Genomic DNA, 21,516 nt, shown 5'->3' on the forward strand with positions numbered 1-21,516 from the left:
TAACGGTGACGGGGTCGCGGGGGAGTGGTCCCGGCGCCTTCACCGCGGTCGGTCGCTGGTGCCGCCCGTCCTGTTCCGGCGGTCGGCCGCAGGCTGCGCCGGGTCGGCCTCGGGGGTGGCCGCCAGACTGGCGAGGAGCTTGAGGCGGTCTTCGTCCGGGGAGCCGGGTTCGGCGGTGTAGATGGTCAGGGAGTGGGCCTCGCGGGTGGACAGGGGGAGATCCAGCGGCTGGTAGGTGAGCTCCAGCGGGCCCGCGTCGGGGTGGTTGAAGGTCTTGACGCCGCCGTGGTGGATACGGACGTCATGGGCGGCCCAGCGGGTGCGGAACTCGGTACTCAGTGTGGACAGTTCTCCGATGAGTTCCCGCAGCGCCTTGTCGTTCGGGTAGCGGCCGGCCTCGGCGCGCAGCAGGGCGGCGGTGATGGTGACGGCCTGCTCCCAGTCGGCGGCGAAGTCCTGCGCGCCCGGGTCGAGGAAGAAGTAGCGCGCGCAGTTGGGGCGACCGCGATCGTCGACCGTGTCGCTGTCGAACATGGGCGACAGGACCGCCCGGGCGAGCGCGTTCGTGGCGACGATGTCGAGGCGGCCGTTGGTGACGAAGGCCGCGGACAGCGTCATGGAGTCGAGCAGCCACTGGACACGGGGCGGGACCTCGACGGCCTTGCGGCGCCGGGGCGCGCGCCCGGCCGGCTGGGCGGCGCGGGCGAGGTCGAAGAGGTAGGTGCGTTCCTCGTCGTCGAGGTGGAGCGCGCGGGCGACCGCGTCGAGGACGTCCTCCGACACCCCGTTGATGTGGCCCTTCTCCAGGCGCGTGTACCACTCGGTGCTGACACCGGCGAGAACGGCGACCTCCTCCCGCCGCAGCCCGGGCACACGGCGCCGGCCGCTCGTGGGCAGCCCCGCCTGCTCCGGTGTGATCCTGGCGCGCCGGGTGGCCAGGAAGTCCCGGATGTCGGAGCGGTTGTCGGGTCGCTTGTCCATGCCCTCCACGGTAGGCGCGTGGCGCGGAGAAGGGAGGTGGAGCTTGTACCCCCTATAAGCGCGACCTTCCTGACCTGCGTGAATACGGGTTCTCTGGGATGCACGACACCGCAGTGACACCCCTTGGAGCTTCACCATGCAAGGCACCACCCTCCCCGCCGCTTCCGGCACGCACGTCGAGGAACGGCCACCCGTGTCCCGCCGGCTCCCCGGCGTGGTCTACGTCCTGGCGCTGGGGACGTTCCTGATGGGCACGACCGAGTTCGTGGTGGCGGGTCTGCTGCCGGAGATCGCGGGCGACCTGCAGGTGAGCGTGGCCCGTGCCGGTCTGGCGATCACCGTGTTCGCGGTCGGGATGATCGTCGGTGCGCCGCTGATGTCGATGCTGACGCTGCGGCTGCCCGCCCGGTGGACGCTGGTCCTGGCCCTGGGCGTCTTCGCCGCGGGACACGTGATCGCCGCTGTCGGTGACGGCTTCGGGCTGCTGCTCGCCGCACGGTTCCTGACCGCGCTGGCGACCGGGGCGTTCTGGGCGGTGGCGAACGTCGTGGCCACCCGCGCGGCCGGCCCGGCCGCGAGTTCGCGCGCCGTGGGAGTCGTCGGGTCCGGCGCCATGCTCGCCAACGTCGTCGGCGTGCCGCTCGGCGCGTTCGCCGGACAGCTGATGGGCTGGCGCGGACCCTTCTGGATCCTCGCCGTCCTGGCGGTGGCCGCGATGACGCTGATCGCGCGTTCGGTCCCGAACGGGCCCCGCGGCGGGCAGCCGGTGTCGATCCGCTCGGAGCTGTCCGCACTGCGCTCGGGCCGGCTCTGGCTCGTCCTGGCGGCGTGCGCCACCATGAGCGCCGGCGTGCTGGGCACGTACACCTACATCGCTCCGCTGCTGACCGACCGGGCGGGGATCGCCGCGGGTCTCGTACCGCCCGTCCTCGTCGGATTCGGTGCGGGCGCCCTGGCCGGCTTCCTCGTCGGGGGCCGCGCCGGCGACGCCCGCCCGTACGCGACCACGATCAAGGCCGCGGCGTCGGCCGCGCTGGTCCTGCTGGCGCTCGGCCTGCTGTCGGCCTTCGCCGTCCCCACGGTGGTGCTGGTCGCCCTGCTCGGGCTGGTCGGCTTCCTCGGCACTCCGGTCCTCATCGCCCTCGGCGTCCGCTTCGCGGGCAAGGCCCCCACCCTGGGCTCCGCCCTGACCGTGTCGGCGTTCAACCTCGGCACGGCGGCCGGCTCCTGGATCGCAGGGCAGACCCTCGACTCGCCCTTCCGGGCCGCCGGGCCGGCCATCGTCGGCGCCGCCATGGCCGCGCTGGCCCTCATCCCCACGATCACCATCGCGCTCGTCCAGGGGCGTCGCAGCCGACCCGCCCTCGGCTAGGACCCCGGTCCCGCGTCCGCACACAGAACAAGGAGAACCACCATGCGTGGAGTAGTCATGCACACCGCCGGAGACGTCCGGGTCGAGGACCGCGACGATCCGGAGATCATCGACCCGACCGACGCGATCGTCCGGCTGACCGCGACCTGCGTCTGCGGCTCCGACCTGTGGCCCTACCGCGGGATCGAGCCCGCCGACCACACACTGATGGGCCACGAGTACGTCGGCGTCGTCGAAGAGGTCGGCTCCGAGGTCCACACCGTCAAAGCCGGTGACTTCGTCGTCGGGTCGTTCGTCATCTCCGACAACACCTGCGAGATCTGCCGCTCGGGCTACCAGTCCGGCTGCGTGCACCGCGAGTTCGTCGCGGGCACGATCGGCACCCAGGCCGAGAAGGCCCGCATCCCGTACGCGGACGGCACCCTCGTCGCCACCCCCGGGCAGCCGGACGAGGACCTGATCCCCTCACTGCTGGCCGCCTCCGACGTGCTCGGCACCGGCTGGTACGGCGCCGTCGCCGCGGAAGCCGGACCCGGCAAGACCGTCGCGGTCGTCGGCGACGGCGCCGTCGGCCTCATGGCCGTCCTGGCCGCCAGGCAGCTCGGCGCCGAGCGCGTCATCGCGATGTCCCGCCACCCCGAGCGGCAGAAGCTGGCCCGCTACTACGGCGCCACCGACATCGTCGAGGAGCGCGGCGACGCGGGCGTGGCGAAGATCAAGGAGCTCACCGGCGGGCTCGGTGCCCACTCTGTTGTCGAGGCCGTCGGCACCCGCGAATCCACCATGCAGGCCATCGGCGCCACCCGCCCCGGCGGCCACATGGGCTTCGTCGGCGTCAACTACGACGTCCACATCCCCGGCTTCGAACTGTTCCTGGCAGGCATCCACATGGAAGGCGGCCCCGCCCCCGTCCGCCGGTTCCTGCCCGAACTGATCCAGCTCATCTGGGACCGCAAGATCGACCCCGGCAAGGTCTTCGACCTCGAACTCCCGCTGGAGCGGGCCGCCGAGGCGTACCAGGCGATGGACGAGCGCCGCGCCATCAAGGCCCTCCTGCGCCCCTGAGCCTTCCCGCTCACCCCCGTCACCCGCCCCACAGCGCAAGAGGACTCTCCCCTCATGAACCCCACCTACGACCTCACCGGGCAGGTCGCCCTCGTCACCGGAGCCGCCTCCGGCATGGGCCTGGCCACCGCCCGCGCCTTCGCCCGGGCCGGCGCCGCCGTCGTCCTCGCCGACCTCGACCAGGAAGCCGCCGAGCGCGCGGCCGAGGAGCTGACCGACGCCGCTCACCAGGCCCTCGGCATCGGCTGCGACGTCGCCGACGAGGACCAGGCCGCCGCCATGGTCGCCCGCACCGTGGAATCCTTCGGCCGCCTGGACATGGCCTTCAACAACGCCGGCATCCAGGCGCCGCCCGCCGACGCCGCCGACGAGACGGCCGCGGACTTCGACCGCGTCAACGCCGTGAATCTGCGCGGCATCTGGACCTGCCAGAAGCACGAACTGCGGCAGATGCGCGCCCAGGGCTCCGGCGCGATCGTCAACTGCTCCTCGCTCGGCGGGCTGGTCGGCCTGCCCGAACGCGCCGCGTACCACGCCTCCAAGCACGGCGTGATCGGCCTGACCAAGAGTGCCGCCGTCGAATACGCCCCGAGGGGCATCCGCGTCAACGCCGTGTGCCCCGGCGTCATCGAGACCCCGATGGTCGCCGGCATGCTCGAAGGGCAGGCCGAGGCGATGGCCGAGATCATGAAGCAGCAGCCCATAGGCCGCCTGGGCACCGCCGACGAGATCGCCGACGCGGTCCTGTGGCTGTGCAGCCCGGGCGCCGCCTTCGTCATCGGCGTCGCCCTGCCCGTGGACGGCGGCTTCACCACTCACTGAGGCCACTGAGGACACTGAGGCCATTGACGCCACTGAAGCCCCGCCGGGGCAGGCCCGGATCAGGCCGCTGCCCACCTCCGACCGCCCTTCACAGACAGCCACATCCTGTGCCGTAGAACAGGAGGAACACTTCTACCGCGGCGGCCAGCGCGAAACCGGTCGCCGTCACGGCGGCGAGGCCCCGACGGCCGCGCCCCCTCGCGGGATCGCGGAAGACGCTCCAGGCGCCGTGCGCGAGGAACAGGCTGAGCAGCCCGGCGCCCGCCACCGTCAGGCGCGGGCTGAAGGACCAGCTCAGGTAGGCGATCAGACCCAGGCCGAGCAGCAGCGCGCAGGCGAGCAGGGTGAGGATCGCCTCGGCGACGGCTTCCCCGACCGTCTCCATCAGGAACTCGCCGATCCCCTTCGCCATCCGTCGCACTCTCACCGCGTTTCGGCGCGCTCGTTCTGGCACCGGTCGCCCTGATACACACCTTCGTTGGCGGTGCCGCGGTCGGTGAGCAGACGGGACTCGCACTCCGCCGGGTACCGGTCGTCGGGCTTCCTGTCCACTTCGTAGGGCGTGAGCAGCAGCACGGCGCACCACAGCCACTGGAGGGTCGCGAGGGCCAGCAGCCCGATGCCCCAGGCGCGTGTGCGCCCGGTCTTGTGCCGGAAGTCGAGGTCGACATCGCGTGAACGCATGGCGGATGAATCTAGCGGGTGACGGCGAAACCCGCGGGGGGCCGGGTGGATCCCGGCCGGACAACGTGGTGCCGGCCATCGGACTCGGACGGTCAGGCGCCCGCGACCAGCGTGCCGAGCGCCGTACGCCGATGGGTCACCGAACGGCCGGTCCGGGTCGTCGTCGTCATGCCCGCCGATCGGAGCGCCGCCGCGTGGGCCGAGGCCGTCGCGTTGCTGACCTCGAGGGCGCGGGCCAGGGAGGTCGTGGTGTGAGGCTCGGCGAGGAGGCGCAGGGCGTCGAGCCGGGTGCGGCCCAGAACGGCGGCGAGTGCGTCGGCGCTGCCGTCCGGGCGTCCCGCGGCGGGAGGGAGTCCGGCCCCGGCCGGATACGTCAGGACCACCGGAAGGCCGGGGGAGTCCTGGAGCAGTGGCCCCGCCGGGTGGTGGAAGCTGGGCAGCAGCACCAGCCCGCGCCCGTCGAGCCGTACGTCCCGGGCCGCCGTCGCGCCGGGCCACACCCACACCCCTCCGTCGAACCGACTCCCGCCAGGCGCCAGGCCGGCCAGTGCGCCCGCCACACCGTGCTCGGCGACGGTGAGGGCGTAGCGCGTGAACTCCTCACGGTGCAGCTCCTGCACGACGGACCAGACCGGGGCGAGCACCGCCTCGAACGCGGCCTGCTGCGCGCGGTACAGCGTGCGCCAGGCGACGTCGTCCCGCGTGTGCAGGGCGCGGATCCAGGCGGGGACGGGCAGGTCCTCGTACACCCGCTCCAGCTCGGAACGGACGAGGTCGGGGCCGGTGGCGCGGATCTGTTCGAAGCTGTCGGCCAGGCTCTCGCCGAGGACGTCGAGGAAGGAGGGCGGGCGTCCCGCCGGCACCAGTTCGGCGAGCGGCGCGGCGGCGGCCGGAAGGGAACGCAGGACGCGGCCGCGCCATGGTGCGAAGCACGGCCCGCCCTGCCGGTTCACGGCCGTCGCCAGGGCCGCGTGCAACTCCTGGAGCGGCGCCGGACGGGGAGCGAAACGGATCCGCGCGATGTCCTGTGCCGTGAAGTGGACGCGCAGCACCCCACAACCCCTCGTCCCGGTCCAGCCTTTCGGCCAGAGCCTGATCCTTCGCGCCGTGACAGCCCCGCCTCGAGGATGTCGCGCATGACGTCTCGACGCACACTTCCGACTCGACGCACACTTCTGAAAGGCACTCTATTCGGGAGCGCCGCCGCCCTGTTGCCCACGACCGCCTCCGCCTCCGCCACCTGTCCCGGACACCCCGGCCTCCGGCTCCCGGCGCCGACGGGCCCGCACCCCGTGGGCATGCGCACGGTCCACCTGACCGACCCCACCCGTACCGATCCGTGGGTGGGCGGCGTGCGAGAGCTCATGCTGACCGTCCTGTACCCGGCCCGATCGGTACGCGGCTTCCCCCGCGTGCCTCAACTCACCCCGAACGAGGCCACGGTGTTCGCCGAGTACGCGCCACTGGTGCATCCTGGACTGCCGCAGCAGGGAACGGTGGACTGGGGCGCGGTCCTCACGCACGCGTACAAGGGAGCGCCCGCCTTGCCGGGCAGGCGTCCGGTGCTCGTGTACTCACCGGGCGGCGGCGACTCCCGCACGCTCGGCACCAGCCTCGCCGAAGACCTCGCCAGCCACGGCCGGGTCGTCGTCCTCGTCGATCACCCCGGCGACGCCACCCAGGTGGAACTGCCCACCGGGATGCGCAGGACCGTCCTCGTCGGACCGCCGGACCCAGCCGTCCTCCGCACGATGATCGACACCCGGATCGCCGACCTCCGGCTGGTCCTCGACCGCCTCCCCGACCTGCCGCTCGCCCCGGTCATGGACCGTCACCGGATCGGCATGTACGGACATTCGGCCGGCGGCACAGCGGCCGTGTACGCGGCCTGCCACGACCACCGGGTCGACGCGGTGGCGAACCTCGAGGGCTACCTCGACCTGTACGGGACGCCGACCGGCTTCGGACGACCGCTCCTGCTGTTCCGCACCGACGGATTCGAAGGCGCCGACCGCATCGAATCCTCCTGGCAAGGCCTGCCCGCCCACCGCGCCCGGCTCACGGACGCCGACCACTGGGCCTTCACCGACTACGGCTCACTCGTCCCCCGGCTCCAGACCACGGGACTCGTGTCGGCGGCGACGCGCAACACGCTCGTAGGGACCGGGGCCCCGGCACCGACGCTCGCTCAACTCCGCCGCGAGGTGGGGACCTTCTTCACCCGTCGACTGTTGTAGTCGGCGACGAGGCAGGCCGCAGGGACACCTCGATCCCGAAGCGCCGGTGAGGGCCCGGTGGCCGGCCGGAGGGACGCTGTGAGGGCCGGAGCGGGAGCTGTCGGGCCGGAAGAGCATCCGGCCCGGCACCTGTGAGCTTCACCAGCATGTGACGATCAGGCGGTCAGGACGCGCAGGATCATCCGGCGCGACCCCTTCTACCGCCTTCCAGGTCCGGAGCCATGACAACACCCCTTGCCCTCACCGCATTCGACCAACTCCGCCTCGACGCCGTGCCCGACCAGGAGACGCTGCGCCGGGTCTACGCACTCCCCGGTGACGCGGCGGTGCGCAAGCAGATGACCGAGCTCACCGACCAGACCCGGCGGTTGATCGACCTCTCGTCGCTGGTCCTGGTCGCCAGCGCGGACAGCGAGGGCAACTGTGACGTCTCCCCGCGCGGCGGCCCCGCCGGGTTCGTCTCCGTCCTGGACGCGCGGACGGTGGCGATACCGGACGCGACCGGCAACAAGCGCCTGGACACCTTGCAGAACGTCATCGCCACCGGACGGGCCGGGCTGCTCTTCCTCATCCCGGGACGCACGACGACGCTCAGGGTGAACGGCCGGGCCTGCGTCTCCACCCGTCCGGAGCTTCTGTCGCAGCTGACCGCCGTGGGCAAGCTGCCGGCGAGCGCCCTGGTCGTGGGGATCGAGGAGGTCTATCCGCACTGCCCCAAGTCGCTCCTGCGCAGCGGGGCGTGGAAGCCGGAGCAATGGCTGCCGGCGGACGCTCAGCCCACCTCGGCCGAGGTGACCCTCGCGCAACTGCGGATGCCGGAGCTGACGATCGCCGACGTCGAGCAGGCCGAGGCGGATTCGCTGCGGTACCGGTACGAGTGACCGGCCGGACCGGGGCCGGAAACGGGCGGTGATCAGTCGACGGTGACGATCACCGTGTGCCATCCGGTGGCGCCGTCGGGAAGGGTCGGGGTGCGCCGGGCCGTCTGGGTCCGGCCCGTTCCGTCGGTGGCCCGTACCGAGAGGGTGTGCGAGCCCTTGGTCGCCTCCCACGGCCACGACCATTGGCGCCAGGTGTCACGGGTGTCCTGGGCCGCCAGCCGTGCCCGCTCCCACGGGCCGTCGTCGACGCGGACCTCGACCTTCTCGATGCCCCGGTGCTGGGCCCAGGCGACGCCGGCGATCATGACGGTGCCCGCCGCCGGCCGGGCGAACGGCTTGGGCGTGTCGATCCGGGACTCCGTCTTGATCGGCGCGCGCTGTGCCCAGTCACGCTCCACCCAGTAGGCGTCGTAGGCGTCGAAGGTGGTCAGTTCGATGTCCTTGATCCACTTGCAGGCCGACACGTACCCGTAGAGGCCGGGCACCACCATGCGGACCGGGAAACCGTGGGCGAAGGGCAGGGGTTCGCCGTTCATGCCGACGGCCAGCAGGGCGTCGCGGCCGTCCATGACGTCCTCGACGGGACTGCCGATCGTCATGCCGTCGACCGAGCGGGCGACCAGCTGGTCGGCCCTGCCTCCCCGGGAGGGCGGCCTGACTCCGCACTGCTTCAGGAGATCCGCCAGGCGGACACCGATCCATCGCGCGTTGCCGATGTAGGGGCCGCCGACCTCGTTGGAGACACAGGTGAGGGTGATGTCGCGTTCGATGAGCGGCATCTTCAGCAGATCGTCGAAGGAGAGGGTGAGTTCCCGCTCCACCCCTGTTCCGTGGATGCGCAGTCTCCACCTGGTGGCGTCCACCTTCGGGACGACCAGGGCGGTGTCCACGCGGTAGAAGTCGTTGTTGGGCGTCACGAACGGACTGATGCCCTCGACCCGCAGCGCCGCTGCCTTCGGGACCGGAGGGGCCGGGGACGCGGGGGCGGGGAGCACCACCCGGTTGCGGGCCGCGACCGCGCCCTGTCCCTGCGAGCCGTTCAGCGCGCGGCTCGTGATGCCGGCCGTCGCCGAGGCCGCGGCTGTCGCGGCCGCGGTCAGGAGGAAACCGCGGCGGTCCCAGCCGCCCTCGTCCCCGTCGGCCAGGTCTCTCGACGACGCACCGTGGGGAGTGCCCAGGCAGCCCACGAGCCAGTACAGGAGCCCGGCTCCGGCAAGCGAACCGACGACAGAGGGAAGGGCATCGGAAGCGCCGGTCGAGTCGGGCCGGCTGGTGGCGGCCAGGGCTCCGACGACGCCGAAGGCCAGCACTCCCAGGGAGCCGATCAGGCGCACACGGGTGGCGAGCGCGCCGAGGAGCAGCGCCAGCAGCGTCAGGACCGCCAGGATGCCCAGTTGCAGCACCAGCTTGTCGTTCGTGCCGAACTGCCGGATCGCCCAGTCCTTCACCGCGGTCGGAGTCCGGTCGATCGCCGCGCCGCCCACCGCGACGACGGGCCCCGACTCGGGCCGCACCGCCGCGGCGACCAGTTCGGCGAGCGCGATCGCCGCACCCCCGGCGAGCACACCGCTCAGCGCCCCGAGGGCAAGCCGCTTGACGCCCGTGGGGGGCCGCTTCGTCGTGTCCTGGTCCATGTGGGGGGAATCCGTCCTCGGGCGACGCTCGGATGGGGCCTCAGACGTCAATCTTCACGCGGGGCCCGCCGCTTTCGGGGCTTCCGCCGTGCCCTGTCATCAAACCGTCAGAAGATCGTCGGGGACGGGGCGAGGGCGCCTTGGACCGGTTGATGCATCCGGCGCATCCGGCGCATCCGAGGGCGCCGCTCGCTCCGAAGCAGTCATGTAGGAAGAAGCAGTCATGGAGATCGTGGGGTCGGCACCGGCCCGATGCCGCTCGGCGGGCCGATGAGCACCGCTCGCACAGCGCAGAGGAGACAGTCATGAGCGCGACCGCGAACGGCGTGCCCCGGCACCAGGAACCGCTGCACTGCCTCGTCACCGGAGCCTCCGGGTACATCGGCGGTCGGCTCGTCCCCGAGCTGCTCGACGCGGGCCACCGCGTCCGGTGCCTGGCCCGCACGCCTGCCAAGCTCCGCGACCATCCGTGGGCCCCGCAGGTGGAGTCCGTGCGCGGAGACGTCACCGACGCCCGGTCCGTCGGGGCCGCGCTGCGGGGCATCGACGTCGCGTACTACCTGGTCCACGCCCTCGGCACCGGGCCCGACTTCGAGGAGACCGACCGGCGAGCGGCCCGGATCTTCGCCGAGCAGGCGCACGCCGCCGGGGTGCGCCGGATCGTCTACCTCGGCGGGCTCACCCCGCACGGCGTCCCCGAGCGGTCCCTCTCGCCCCACTTGCGCTCCCGCGCGGAGGTCGGCCGGATCTTCCTCGACGCCCCCGTGCCCGCCGCCGTGCTGCGGGCGGCCGTGGTGATCGGGTCCGGCTCGGCCTCCTTCGAGATGCTGCGCCACCTGACCGAACGCCTGCCCGTGATGGTCACCCCGAGCTGGGTGCGCACCCGTACCCAGCCCATCGGCGTCCGCGACGTCCTCCGCTATCTCGTCGGCGCGGCCGCCCTGCCCGCCGACGTCGACCGGGCCTTCGACATCGGCGGGCCCGACGTGCTCACGTACCGGGACATGATGCTCCGCTACGCCGAGGTCGCCGGGCTCCCGCGGCGCCTCGTCCTGCCCGTCCCGGTCCTCACGCCCCGGCTGTCCAGCCACTGGGTCGGGCTCGTCACGCCCGTCCCGGCCTCGATCGCCCGGCCGCTCACCGAGTCGCTGCGGCACGAGGTGGTCTGCGACGAGCACGACATCGCGCGCCACGTCCCCGACCTGCCGGGGCGGCCGCTGCCCTTCGACGAGGCGCTCGCTCTCGCGCTCCGCCGGGTCGGGGAGGCCCAGGTCGCCACCCGCTGGTCCTCGGCCGCGGTGCCGGGCGCCCCCAGCGACCCGCTGCCGACCGACCCGGACTGGGCGGGCGGCAGCCTGTACGAGGACGTGCGCGAACTCCCCGTACCCGCAAGCCCGGAGGCGCTGTGGCGGGTGATCGAAGGGATCGGCGGCGACAACGGCTGGTACTCCTTTCCGCTCGCCTGGGCTCTGCGCGGCTGGCTCGACCGGTTCGCCGGCGGGGTCGGCCTGCGCCGCGGACGACGCGACGCCGAGCGGCTGAGGGCAGGCGATTCCCTGGACTTCTGGCGCGTCGAGGAGATCGAACCCGTACGGCTGCTGCGGCTCCGCGCCGAGATGCGGCTGCCCGGCCTGGCCTGGCTCGAGCTGCGCGTCGACACCGACGACCGGGGGCGCACCCGGTACCGGCAGCGCGCCCTGTTCCACCCGCGCGGGCTCCTCGGTCACGCGTACTGGTGGTCGGTCTCGCCGTTCCACGCCGTCGTGTTCGGGGGCATGGCCCGCAACATCGCCCACGCCGCGGCGACCCCTCCGGACGGCGCCACGACGTCGCCGTCGGCACAGGCCTCGTCACGGTCGCCCGTCCGGCGCATCCGACGGGCCGCCGCACGCAGAAAGAAGAGGCAGGGAGCCCGGCGCTGACCCGGCCGCGGGCCAGGCCCCGGCCCTCCCCGCACCATCACCGTCCCAGGAGGGCCCCATGACCGTCGCAGTCGTCCTGTTCACCGCGGACCTGCGTCTGCACGACCACCCCCCGCTGCACGCCGCCGTGCGCGCCGCGGACGAGGTCGTCCCGCTGTTCGTACGCGATCCCGGGGTGCACGCGGCAGGCTTCGACGCGCCCAACCGGCGGGCGTTCCTCGCCGACTGCCTCACCGACCTCGACGCGCGGCTCCGGCACCGAGGCGGCCGCCTGGTCGTCCGCAGCGGCCCGGCCGCCCGGGAGGTCCGCGCCGTCGCCGCCGAGTGCGGGGCCACCGAGGTGCACCTGGCAGCCGACGTCACCTCCTACGCCCACCGGCGCGAGCAGCGACTGCGCGAGGCGCTGGCCGCGGACGGGGTGACCCTGCACGTCCACGACTCGGTGTCCACGGCCGTCGCTCCTGGCGCGGTGACGCCCGCCGGGAGCGACGCCGACCACTACGCCGTGTTCACCCCGTACTTCCGCCGCTGGTCGCAGGCTCCGCTGCGCGAGCCGCTGCCGCCGCCGCGCACCGTGCGCGTCCCCGAGACGGCGCGCGGCGAGGCCCTGCCCTCAGCGAAGGACGTCGACGGGACCTCGCCCGGAATCCCCGAGGGCGGCGAGACGGCCGGCCGCGCCCGCTGCGCCCGGTGGTGGGGCTCCGGCGACCTGTCCCGGTACGAGGAACGGCACGACGACCTGGCGGGCGACGCCACCTCCCGGCTGTCGCCCTACCTCCACTTCGGCGCTCTCTCGCCCGTCGAGGCCGTCCATCGGGCCCGCGCGCACGGCGGCACCGGGGCGGAGGCGTTCATCCGGCAGGTGTGCTGGCGCGACTTCCACCGCCAGGTCCTCGCCTCCCGCCCCGAGACGGCCGCCGCGGACTACCGCACCAGGAACGACCGGTGGCGTGGTGAGGACGACGCGGCCGAGGACATCGCCGCGTGGCGCGACGGCCGCACCGGATATCCGGTCGTGGACGCGGGCATGCGCCAACTGCGCGAGGAGGGCTGGATGCACAACCGCGCCCGCCTCCTGACGGCCAGCTTCCTCACCAAGACGCTGTACGTGGACTGGCGCATCGGCGCCCGGCACTTCCTCGACCTGCTCGTCGACGGGGACGTGGCCAACAACCAGCTCAACTGGCAATGGGTGGCCGGCACCGGCACGGACACCCGCCCGCACCGCGTCCTCAACCCGGTCGTCCAGGGCAAGCGCTTCGACCCGCGCGGCACCTACGTCCGCCGCTGGGTGCCCGAACTCGCCGACGTGGAGGACCGCTCGGTGCACGAACCCTGGCGACTGCCCCGCGAGACGCGGGCCGATCTCGACTACCCGGAACCACTGATCGACCTCGCCGACGGTCTGGCCCGCTTCAAACAGGCCCGCGGCCGGGACTGAGGGGCCGGGATGTGCGCGGGGTCATCGATGACCGGCCTGGGCCGCCGCACTTCCGTGAGGGGCGTCGGGACGGTCCGCGGGCTCCTCCAGGCGCAGCCGCAGCGTGTGCATCCCCCGGCGGGCATGGCTCTTCACCGTGCCCAGCGGAAGCCCGGTCCGGGCGGCGATCTGTGACTGGGGAAGGTCCGCGTAGAAGGCCAGCCACAGGACCTCCCGCTGGGCGGGCGGCAGCCGGCTCAGCTCGTGCCGGACCACGACGCGGTCCACGGCCTGCTGCGCCGGCCGCCCCTCCGGCGGCGGTACCTCCTTGTCCTGCTCGGACTGCGCCGCGGCGGCGAGGCGGGCCTGACGGGCCCGGGCCGCGTGAGCGTCCGCGATCTTGTGCCGGGTGATGCCGACCAGCCAGGAGGCGGCGCCGCCCCGCTCCGGACGGAACCCGCGGCGGCCCTGCCAGGCGGCGAGAAAGACCTGCTGCGTGACGTCCTCGGCATCGTGGGAGTCGCCGAGCGCACGGCGCGCGACGTGGTGCACGAGCGCCGCCCACCGCTCGTACACCTGCCTGCAGCCGTCCTCGTCGCCCCGCAGAAACGCCTCGTCGATCAGCGGATCGGTGCTTCGTTCCGTGGTCGTCCGCGCCGTGGTCATCTGTGTCGTGGTCATCTTGAACACTCCCCGGACAGCCTCACCGGGCTGTCCCGACGTGCCGGTGGCGCGCGGCTCGTCGCGCCTGCCGCCAGAGTGATCGCGGCGAAACCGCTGCACAAGATGCGTCGTTTATGCATCGTTTTAGCCTGGACCGTGACCGAAGGAGGGCTCATGAGCGGCACGCGAGACGCCCCCGGGGCCGAGGCACGCGCCGCCCTGACCACCGGCGCGCTCGCCCGCAGACTCGGCGTCGCCCAGACGACGCTGCGCACCTGGGAGCGGCGCTACGGCATCGGCCCGAGCCACCGAGAGGAGGGCCGCCACCGCCGCTGGTCGCCCGAGGACGTGGTCAGGATGGAGCACATGTGCCGGCTGACCGCGCAAGGCGTCACGCCCGCGCAGGCGGCACAGTTGGCGATGGCGGAGGACGGCCGGGCGACGGACCACGCCGCCGCCGCGGCGCCGCGGCCACGCACTCCGGCCCGCCCCCGTGCCCCGGGCGGCTCCCGGGATCTGCCGCTGGGCCAGGTCTGGCCGGAGAGCCGGGGCCTGGCGCGCGCCGCCGTGCGACTCGACGCCTCGGCCGTGCAGGACCGACTGCGCGCCGCGATCGACACGTACGGGGTCGTGGTGGCCTGGGAGCAGATCATCGCCCCGACCCTGCACGCCGTGGGCCGCAAGTGGGCGACGGCCGACGCGTCGTACGTCGAGGTGGAGCACCTGCTCTCCTGGCACGTGTCGACCGAGCTCCGCTCGGCGGGCGCCCCGGCCCCGGACGGCCGCCCGCCGGTCCTGCTCGCCTGCATGCCGGACGAGCAGCACAGCCTGCCGATCGAGGCGCTGTGGGCGGCCCTCACCGAGCGGGGCCTGCCCACGAGGATCTTCGGGGCCGCGCTGCCGAGGGAGGCCCTGGAATCGGCGGCCCGGCGGATCGGTCCGGCCGCCGTCGTCGTCTGGTCGCAGTCCCGCAAGACCGCCGACGTGCACGCCATCCGCACGCTCCACGCCCTCGAACGGGGCGTACGCGGCGCGCGCAGCCACCCCTTGGTCCTCCTCGCGGGCCCCGGATGGGCCGGCACGCCCCCGGAGCCGGGAGCGAGCCGTCTCACCGGGCTCGCCTCCGCCTTGGCGCTCATTGAGTCGCTCTTCCGCACGAGCGCGTAGCAGGGACACCGCGCCGGTGCGGGTTCAGTCCTGGAGATTGGCCAGCCAGTCGGTCAGCAGGCGGTTGACCTCGTCGGGGCGTTCCTGCTGGATCCAGTGGCCGCAGCCGTCCAGGAGATGGGACGCGGACAGAGCCGGGAGCGTGGTGGGGAACGCGTCGATGGCGTCGGACATCCAGGTGGTGGAGGCGTCCAGCGCACCGCCGATGAACAGGGACGGCTGCTTGATCGGCGCTCCGCGGTGGGGTGTGAGGTCTTCCCAGTCCCGGTCCATGTTGCGGTAGCGGTTGAGCGCGCCGGTGATCCCCGTACGCTCGAACTCCCCGGCGTAGACGTCGAGATCCTCCTCGCTCAGCCATGCCGGGAGCGGGCCGTCGGGGAAACGGTCGCGCAGCCGGCGGCCCGGGGCGACGAAGTGCGGGTCGGGCTCGCCCGCGGCCGGCATCGTCTCGGCGGACAGGGCCGCGTAGAAGCCCGCGAGCCAGCCCCGGACATCGGGCTCGACCTCCGCCTCGGCGCGGCCGGGCTCCTGGAAGTAGGAGACGTAGAACTCCTGCTCGGGGCCGCCGACCAGGCCGAAGACGTCGGTGGGGCGGGGGCCGCCGGGCGGCGCGTACGGGACGCTCAGCAGGCCGACCGCGTGGAAGACCTCGGGGTGGAGGAGGGCGGAGGTCGCGGCGATGTTGGAGCCCCAGTCGTGGCCGACGACCACCGCGCGCTCCTCGCCCAGGGCGTGCACGACGGCGACGTTGTCCTCCACCAGGTCGAGCAGGCGGTAGGCGTCGGTCGCGGTGGGCTTGGAGGAACGGCCGTACCCGCGTACGTCGATCGCCACGGCCCGATACCCGGCCGCGGCGAGGGCCGGGAGCTGGTGGCGCCAGGAGTACCAGGACTCGGGGAAACCGTGCACCAGCAGGACCAGCGGCCCGGTGCCCTGCTCGGCCAGATGCAGACGACCGGCAGGGGCTTCGACGATGCGGTGGCGGAGTGCGGCGGTCGGCTCGGTTCGCATGGGTGACTTCTCTCCTCGGTTCGCGGGCGGCCGGAGGGCACCTCTCGATCATGCGGCGCCCGTGCCACCCGGCGCGATCGACGTTGCCGTTCCGGCAAGTTCGCAGGGCACAGGGGTAGGGGTAGGGTCACCGCCGCAATGGTCGAGCGAGAGGGGGCGCAGCCGCGTGAACCGGCCGACTCATGGCGCACTGCACCACGTCGAGATCTGGGTTCCCGATCTGGACCGCGCCCTCGCCTCGCTGGGCTGGTTGCTCCAGACGCTGGGCTACGCGGTCTCGCAGAGCTGGGCCACCGGCCGCAGTTGGCTCCTGGGACCGACCTACCTCGTCCTGGAGCGGTCCCCGGACCTCACCGACGACCGGTACGACCGCTGTCGGCCCGGTCTCAACCACCTGGCTTTCCATGTCGAGGACGCCGCCACCGTCGAGGAGTTGGCCGTCGACGCGGCCCGGAACGGCTGGAGCCTGATGTTCCCCGAGCTCCACCCCCACGCCGGGGGACCGCAGCATTATGCGGCCTATCTGCAGAACGCCGACGGCTTCCAGGTCGAGCTGGTCGCCATCGACACCGCGCAGAGCGGGTGATCACCCCACGTCGCGGACGGGTGCTGTCACGCGTCTCCGTGGGCCGGTGGCAGGCGGACGGTGAAGGTGGTCGCGCCCGGCTCGCTGCTCACGTCGGCGGAGCCGCCGTGGGCCTCCGCCACCGCCGCGACGATGGACAGACCGAGCCCCGTTCCGCCACCCTCCGAGCCCCGTGGCCCGCCGCCGTGCACGAACCGTTCGAAGAGGTGGTCCTGGAGGTCCCGGGGGATGCCGGGGCCGTCGTCCGTGACGGTCAGGACGGTCGTGCCGTCCGCGGCCCGGTCGAGGCCCACCGTGACGGACGTTCCGGCCGGTGTGTGGTGGCGGGCGTTGGCGAGAAGGTTCGCGAGCAACTGCTGGAGGCGGTGGGCGTCTCCGTCGACGCTCACGGGTTCCTCGGGGAGCCGCAGGGCCCAGCGATGCTCCGTTCCGACCGCGCGGGCGTCGGCCACGGCGTCGAGGACGAGCCGGGTGAGGTCCACCGGTTCCCGTTCGAGCGGGCGCCCCGCGTCGAGCCGTGCGAGAAGGAGCAGGTCGTCGACCATCGCGCCCATGCGGCCGGACTCCGCGGCGATCCGCTCCAGCGCGTGGGTCACCTCGGGCGGTACGGGTCCGGGGTGCAGCAGGGCGAGTTCGGCGTGCCCGCGGACCGACGCGACCGGGGTGCGCAGCTCGTGACTGGCGTCGGCGGAGAAACTGCGCAGCCGCTCCTCGCTGCGCTGGCGCTGGGTGAGCGCGTTCTCCACGTGGCCGAGCATGCGGTTGAAGGCGAGGGTGACCTGGTCGACCTCGGAGCTGCGCGGCCGCGTGTCGGGGACGCGGGCCGGGAGGGCGACCTCCCCGCTGGCGAGCGGCAGTTCGCTGACCCGCCTCGCGGTGCCGGCGATCCGGCTGAGCGGCCGCAGCGACCACCGCACCCACAGCGCCCCGGCGATCCCCGCGCCGACGAGCGCGATCCCGAACACCCCGCCGGCGACGAGTTCGAGCCGCCGCACCGCGTCCTCCACGCCCCGCAGCGGAAGCCCGGTCATGAGCGTGTCGCCGTCCCGGCCGGGCCAGGCCATGACCCGGTAGTCGCCGAGCACCGACAGGTCGACACGATGCCCACGGCCGTCCACGGGCACCGCGGCCAGCGCGCGCCGGTCGGCCGCGGAGAGGTCGGCGGTGAGCCCGGCGGGGTCGTCGCCGTCGCGCACCACCGCCGCGTCGACGACCCGCCCGTCCCGCTCGTAGACCCCGAGCGTGCCGGCGGCCTGGCGTCGTGTGTCGGCGTGCTCGTCGCCGTCGTGGTCGTTGCCGGTGCCGCCGGAGTCCGGTGCGCCGCCCGGATGTTCGATGCTCGCGGCGAACGCGCTGCCCGCCGCCGAGAGCTGCTGGTCCAGCCGCTCGGTGAGGAACCCGTTCAGCTCGACGACCGCCGCCCCGCCCACCGCGGCGCACCCGACGGCGAGCAGCACGAGGAGCCCCGCCGTGAGCCGGGCGCGCAGCGTGTGCAGCCGGGGCCGGGGCCACCTCACCGGCTCACCGGCTTCAGGACGTAGCCCGCGCCCCGCACCGTGTGGATCATCGGCTCGCGGCCCGCGTCGATCTTCTTGCGGAGGTAGGAGATGTACAGCTCGACCACGTGGGCCTGACCGCCGAAGTCGTACGACCAGACCATGTCGAGCAGTTGCGCCTTGCTGAGGACCTGGCGGGCGTTGCGCATCAGGCAGCGCAGCAGCTGGAACTCGGTGGGGGACAGCTCGACCGGCTCGCCGCCCCGGGTGACCTCGTGCGCGTCCTCGTCCAGCTCCAGATCTCCCACGACGACCAGTGAACCGGCCGCCCGTTCCCGCGTCATCCCGGCGCGGCGCAGCAGCCCGCGCAGCCGGGCGACGAGCTCGCCGAGGCTGAAAGGCTTCGTCACGTAGTCGTCGCCGCCCGCCGTGATCCCCGCGATCCGGTCCTCGACGGTGTCGCGCGCGGTCAGGAACAGCACGCACACGTGCGGCTGGGAGGCACGCAACTCGCGCAGCACGGCCAGCCCGTCGCGGTCCGGCAGCATGATGTCGAGCACGACGGCGTCGGGCCGGAAGTCGCGGGCCGCGCGAACGGCGTCGCGGGCCGTGCCCGCACCGCGCACCTCCCAGCCCTCGTAGCGCAGCGCGCCGGTGACGACCTCGGCGAGATCGGGCTCGTCGTCGACGACCAGGACGCGCACCGGGGTGCCGTCGGGGCGGGTCATGCCCGCGGGGCGTGAATTCATGGCGCCCTCAGCATCTCGCGCCCGCCTCTGAGTTTCCTCTGAGAACACGCAGAGCGTCGTAGACCCGATCGGCCCGGCGAAAGGCCAGGTCAGAGCCCGGACGAGTGCCTCGGGGCCGGCGTGCGCTGAGAGCTCGCTCAGAGGTTGGCGGACGACAGTGACACCAGTCCACCCGCCACCGAGGAGACCGTCATGGCCACCGCGACCCATCGTCCGCCGCCGGTGACGCACCGCGCGCCCGGCCCGCCGCGTCACCGGGCGACGGCCGCGCTGCTGCTCGCCGCCGCCTGGGCCGGCGGCTTCGCCGTCCTCGCCCTGTGGTGGCGGGACACGGACGCCGTCGTCGGCGCGGCCGGCCGGCTCACCGGCGTCGGCCGGATCACCGGCCTGCTGTGCGGCTACATGTGCGCCCTGCTCGTCGCCCTGATGGCACGCGTGCCCTGGCTGGAGACCGGAGTGGGCAGCGATCGCAGCGCCCGCTGGCACGCGTCGGCGGGCCGCTGGACGATCGGCCTGCTGCTCGCCCACATCGTCTTCATCACCCTCGGCTACGCCGCCCAGGCCCACACCGGCCCGCTGACCCAGCTCGGCACGATCGTCCTCGACCTGCCCGACCTGCTCAAGGCCACCGCGGGCGCCGCCATCCTGCTCGCCGTCGGCTACACGTCCGTACGGGCCGTGCGTCGCAGGCTGCGCTACGAGACCTGGTACCACCTGCATCTGCTCACCTACGCGGCCGTGTTCCTGGCCTTCTTCCACCAGCTGTCGACCGGCGCGGACTTCGTGGCGAGTGTGGGCGCGCGGGCGGCCTGGTACGCCCTGTACGTCGGTGCGGCCTGCCTCGTCGTCTGGTTCCGTCTCCTCACCCCCACGCGGCTCAACCTGCGCCACCGCATACGTGTCGACGCCGTCGTGCCGGAAGCACCCGGCGTGTACTCGGTCTGGCTGCGCGGTCGGCACCTCGAACACATCGGCGCGCGGCCGGGACAGTTCCTGCGCTGGCGCTTTCTCACCCCCGGCATGTGGCTCGCGAGCCACCCGTACTCCCTGTCCGCCGTTCCCCGCGGCGACCTGATGCGCATCACGGTCAAGGCGCTGGGCGACCACAGCGCCTCCGTCGCGAACCTGCGGCCCGGCACGCGTGTCTGGGCGGAGGGACCCTACGGCGCGCTCACCGCCGGGCGGCGCAGCCGCGACAAGGTGCTGATGATCGCGGGCGGAACCGGCATCACACCCCTGCGCACCCTGTTCGAGACCCTGCCCGCCCGGCCCGGCGACCTGACCCTGCTCTACCGCGCCCGCACCGCCGATGAACTGGCGCTGCGCGGCGAGCTCGAGACCATCGCCGCGCGGCGCCAGGCCCGCCTGGTCTACACGCTCAACACCCCCGACGGGCGCCGCACCCCGATCACGGCGGACGGGCTGCGCGCCCTGCTGCCCGACATCGCACGCCACGACGTCTATCTGTGCGGGCCGCCCGGGCTCGCCCAGGCCGCGTACGACGCCCTGCGGACCGCCGGAGTCCCGGCCTCCCGCATCCACCACGAGTCCTTCGAACTGTGAGCCCCGCCATGCGCGCCCACTCGCTCCGCCGCACCGTGCTGACCTGCGTCGCGACCGTCACCGTGACCGTCCTGGCGCTGTCCCTGAAACCGCACCACGTGACCTCGGCCGCCGCACCGGTCACACAGGCGCCTTCGTCGTCGAGCGCGAGCGGCGGCACGAGCCCGAGCGCAGGGACCCGTACCGTGACCGGGTCGACCGTCCCGACCCGCTACGGACCGGTCCAGGTCGAACTGACCCTGGACGGTTCGAGGATCACGTCCGCGCGGGCTCTCCAGCAGCCCGACGGCGACGGCCACAGCAGGGAGATCAACGCGACCGCGATACCCGTCCTCGTCCAGGAGACCGTCACGGCGCAGAGCGCCCAGGTCGACACGGTCTCCGGAGCGACGTACACGAGCGAGGGCTACATCACCTCGCTCCAGAGCGCGTTGGACCAGGCCCATGCCTGACCCGGGCGGTTCCGCCGGCCTGCGGCGCGTGGTGCGCGCGATGGGCACCGTGTTCTCGTGCACGGTGCGCGACACCCCGACTCCGGGGCTGCGCCGGGCCCTGGACGAGGCCGAGGCACTGCTGCACCACGTGGACGAGGTCTTCTCCCCGTACCGGCCCGACAGCGCTGTCTCGCTGGAGCGGGCGGGCACACCGGTGCCGAAGGCCTGTCGCGCGGAGGCCGACGAGGTCGCCTCCCTGTGCGAGGCCGCCCGGCACGACACCGGGGGCCGCTTCGACGCCCGGTACGCCGGCCCGTACGACCCCAGCGGACTGGTCAAGGGATGGGCGGTCGAGCGGGCGGCCCGGCTGCTGCACGAGGCGGGCGCCGCGCACGTGTGCCTCAACGGCGGCGGTGACATCCAGCTGTACGGCGGCCCCTGGCGGGTCGGCATCGCCCATCCGCTGCGGCCGGACAGCTACGCGGCGGTCGTCGAGTCCGCCGCCGGCCCGCTCGCCCTCGCCACGTCCGGAACCGCCGAGCGCGGCTGCCACATCCTCGACCCGCGCACCCAGGCCCCGCCCGCCCACGCCCTGGCCTCCCTGACCGTCGTGACCTCAGGCCTCACCCGGGCCGACGTGCTGGCGACCGCGGCGTACGCGGCCGGAGCGGCGGACGCGCGGGTCTGGCTGGGGCGGCGAACGGACGTGCTCGCGCTGGGGGTGGAGCGGGACGGCACGACGTGGACGGTGCGCGGCACGTCAGGTCCCCGGTTGGCGTAGTTCGGACGGGGCGGGCCGGGTATCGCGCCCCGGCGGTCAGGAAGCGTT

Annotated in this window: 21 protein-coding genes; 12 read left to right on the forward strand and 9 right to left on the reverse strand. The window is 73.4% G+C overall.

The window, feature by feature from the left end; translation table 11 throughout:
* Positions 1-39 precede the first annotated feature (39 nt).
* Positions 40-981, reverse strand: a complete 942-nt coding sequence (locus ACIBTU_RS02085) for a helix-turn-helix domain-containing protein (protein ID WP_399123948.1) — start codon at positions 979-981, stop codon at positions 40-42.
* Positions 982-1,117: 136 nt separating this feature from the next.
* Here ACIBTU_RS02085 and ACIBTU_RS02090 point away from each other — a divergent pair, with 136 nt between their 5' ends.
* The 3 genes from ACIBTU_RS02090 to ACIBTU_RS02100 are packed head-to-tail and all read left to right on the forward strand — an operon-like array spanning position 1,118 to position 4,240.
* Positions 1,118-2,353 (forward strand): MFS transporter, encoded by a 1,236-nt coding sequence (locus ACIBTU_RS02090; protein WP_399123949.1) that lies wholly within the window; start codon positions 1,118-1,120, stop codon positions 2,351-2,353.
* Positions 2,354-2,395: 42 nt separating this feature from the next.
* Positions 2,396-3,418, forward strand: coding sequence for a zinc-dependent alcohol dehydrogenase family protein (locus ACIBTU_RS02095; protein ID WP_399123950.1), 1,023 nt, complete (start codon positions 2,396-2,398; stop codon positions 3,416-3,418).
* Positions 3,419-3,472: 54 nt separating this feature from the next.
* Positions 3,473-4,240: a glucose 1-dehydrogenase gene (locus ACIBTU_RS02100; protein ID WP_399123951.1), complete on the forward strand. Its 768-nt coding sequence runs from the start codon at positions 3,473-3,475 to the stop codon at positions 4,238-4,240.
* An 88-nt stretch (positions 4,241-4,328) separates the two neighbouring features.
* On the opposite strand, the gene ACIBTU_RS02105 is transcribed toward ACIBTU_RS02100, so the two are convergent.
* The 3 genes from ACIBTU_RS02105 to ACIBTU_RS02115 all read right to left on the reverse strand — a co-directional run bounded on the left by ACIBTU_RS02105 (position 4,329) and on the right by ACIBTU_RS02115 (position 5,976).
* Positions 4,329-4,652 carry a lysine transporter LysE gene (locus ACIBTU_RS02105; protein ID WP_399123952.1) on the reverse strand — a complete coding sequence of 108 codons (324 nt, stop codon included), beginning with the start codon at positions 4,650-4,652 and terminating at the stop codon, positions 4,329-4,331.
* A gap of 11 nt (positions 4,653-4,663) precedes the next feature.
* On the reverse strand, positions 4,664-4,924 hold the full coding sequence (locus ACIBTU_RS02110; RefSeq protein WP_399123953.1) for a hypothetical protein: 261 nt from the start codon (positions 4,922-4,924) through the stop codon (positions 4,664-4,666).
* 92 nt (positions 4,925-5,016) lie between these two features.
* Entirely contained in the window at positions 5,017-5,976 is a 960-nt protein-coding gene (locus ACIBTU_RS02115) for an ArsR family transcriptional regulator (RefSeq protein WP_399123954.1), read from the reverse strand.
* An 84-nt stretch (positions 5,977-6,060) separates the two neighbouring features.
* Between ACIBTU_RS02115 and ACIBTU_RS02120 the strand changes: the two genes are divergently transcribed.
* The gene (locus ACIBTU_RS02120; RefSeq protein ID WP_399123955.1) at positions 6,061-7,161 is read left to right on the forward strand and encodes an alpha/beta hydrolase family protein; all 1,101 of its coding nucleotides are present in this window, start codon (positions 6,061-6,063) and stop codon (positions 7,159-7,161) included.
* Between the two features lie 221 nt (positions 7,162-7,382).
* Positions 7,383-8,042, forward strand: coding sequence for an MSMEG_1061 family FMN-dependent PPOX-type flavoprotein (locus ACIBTU_RS02125; RefSeq protein WP_399123956.1), 660 nt, complete (start codon positions 7,383-7,385; stop codon positions 8,040-8,042).
* 32 nt (positions 8,043-8,074) lie between these two features.
* Here the strand turns inward: ACIBTU_RS02125 and ACIBTU_RS02130 are convergent, their stop codons facing one another.
* Entirely contained in the window at positions 8,075-9,676 is a 1,602-nt protein-coding gene (locus tag ACIBTU_RS02130; RefSeq protein ID WP_399123957.1) for a sulfite oxidase, read from the reverse strand.
* A gap of 305 nt (positions 9,677-9,981) precedes the next feature.
* On the opposite strand from ACIBTU_RS02130, the gene ACIBTU_RS02135 reads away from it, so the two are divergent.
* Together ACIBTU_RS02135 and ACIBTU_RS02140 are read left to right on the forward strand one after the other, a co-directional pair.
* Complete coding sequence (locus tag ACIBTU_RS02135; RefSeq protein ID WP_399123958.1) at positions 9,982-11,598, forward strand: SDR family oxidoreductase; 1,617 nt, start codon at positions 9,982-9,984, stop codon at positions 11,596-11,598.
* Positions 11,599-11,656: 58 nt separating this feature from the next.
* Complete coding sequence (locus tag ACIBTU_RS02140; protein ID WP_399123959.1) at positions 11,657-13,039, forward strand: cryptochrome/photolyase family protein; 1,383 nt, start codon at positions 11,657-11,659, stop codon at positions 13,037-13,039.
* 21 nt (positions 13,040-13,060) lie between these two features.
* On the opposite strand, the gene ACIBTU_RS02145 is transcribed toward ACIBTU_RS02140, so the two are convergent.
* Complete coding sequence (locus tag ACIBTU_RS02145) at positions 13,061-13,699, reverse strand: RNA polymerase sigma factor (RefSeq protein ID WP_399123960.1); 639 nt, start codon at positions 13,697-13,699, stop codon at positions 13,061-13,063.
* Positions 13,700-13,855: 156 nt separating this feature from the next.
* Here ACIBTU_RS02145 and ACIBTU_RS02150 point away from each other — a divergent pair, with 156 nt between their 5' ends.
* A complete protein-coding gene (locus ACIBTU_RS02150; RefSeq protein ID WP_399123961.1) occupies positions 13,856-14,848 on the forward strand; it encodes a MerR family transcriptional regulator in 993 nt (330 codons plus the stop codon).
* A gap of 24 nt (positions 14,849-14,872) precedes the next feature.
* On the opposite strand, the gene ACIBTU_RS02155 is transcribed toward ACIBTU_RS02150, so the two are convergent.
* Complete coding sequence (locus ACIBTU_RS02155) at positions 14,873-15,859, reverse strand: alpha/beta fold hydrolase (RefSeq protein WP_399123962.1); 987 nt, start codon at positions 15,857-15,859, stop codon at positions 14,873-14,875.
* A gap of 166 nt (positions 15,860-16,025) precedes the next feature.
* Here ACIBTU_RS02155 and ACIBTU_RS02160 point away from each other — a divergent pair, with 166 nt between their 5' ends.
* Positions 16,026-16,445: a VOC family protein gene (locus tag ACIBTU_RS02160; protein WP_399123963.1), complete on the forward strand. Its 420-nt coding sequence runs from the start codon at positions 16,026-16,028 to the stop codon at positions 16,443-16,445.
* Between the two features lie 26 nt (positions 16,446-16,471).
* On the opposite strand, the gene ACIBTU_RS02165 is transcribed toward ACIBTU_RS02160, so the two are convergent.
* Positions 16,472-17,962: a sensor histidine kinase gene (locus ACIBTU_RS02165; protein ID WP_399123964.1), complete on the reverse strand. Its 1,491-nt coding sequence runs from the start codon at positions 17,960-17,962 to the stop codon at positions 16,472-16,474.
* Positions 17,959-18,690, reverse strand: coding sequence for a response regulator transcription factor (locus tag ACIBTU_RS02170; RefSeq protein WP_399123965.1), 732 nt, complete (start codon positions 18,688-18,690; stop codon positions 17,959-17,961). The genes ACIBTU_RS02165 and ACIBTU_RS02170 overlap by 4 nt, the downstream gene beginning before the upstream one ends.
* Before the next feature lie 192 nt (positions 18,691-18,882).
* Between ACIBTU_RS02170 and ACIBTU_RS02175 the strand changes: the two genes are divergently transcribed.
* From ACIBTU_RS02175 to ACIBTU_RS02185, 3 genes are read left to right on the forward strand one after another with little or no spacing between them, the layout of a single operon-like run.
* The gene (locus tag ACIBTU_RS02175; protein WP_399123966.1) at positions 18,883-20,253 is read left to right on the forward strand and encodes a ferric reductase-like transmembrane domain-containing protein; all 1,371 of its coding nucleotides are present in this window, start codon (positions 18,883-18,885) and stop codon (positions 20,251-20,253) included.
* A gap of 8 nt (positions 20,254-20,261) precedes the next feature.
* Complete coding sequence (locus tag ACIBTU_RS02180) at positions 20,262-20,705, forward strand: FMN-binding protein (RefSeq protein WP_399123967.1); 444 nt, start codon at positions 20,262-20,264, stop codon at positions 20,703-20,705.
* Positions 20,698-21,468: an FAD:protein FMN transferase gene (locus ACIBTU_RS02185; protein WP_399123968.1), complete on the forward strand. Its 771-nt coding sequence runs from the start codon at positions 20,698-20,700 to the stop codon at positions 21,466-21,468. Before ACIBTU_RS02180 ends, ACIBTU_RS02185 begins: the two co-directional genes overlap by 8 nt.
* Positions 21,469-21,516 lie beyond the last annotated feature (48 nt).

It is taken from the genome of Streptomyces sp. NPDC050145 (assembly GCF_044460245.1).
Classification (GTDB): Bacteria; Actinomycetota; Actinomycetes; order Streptomycetales; family Streptomycetaceae; genus Streptomyces.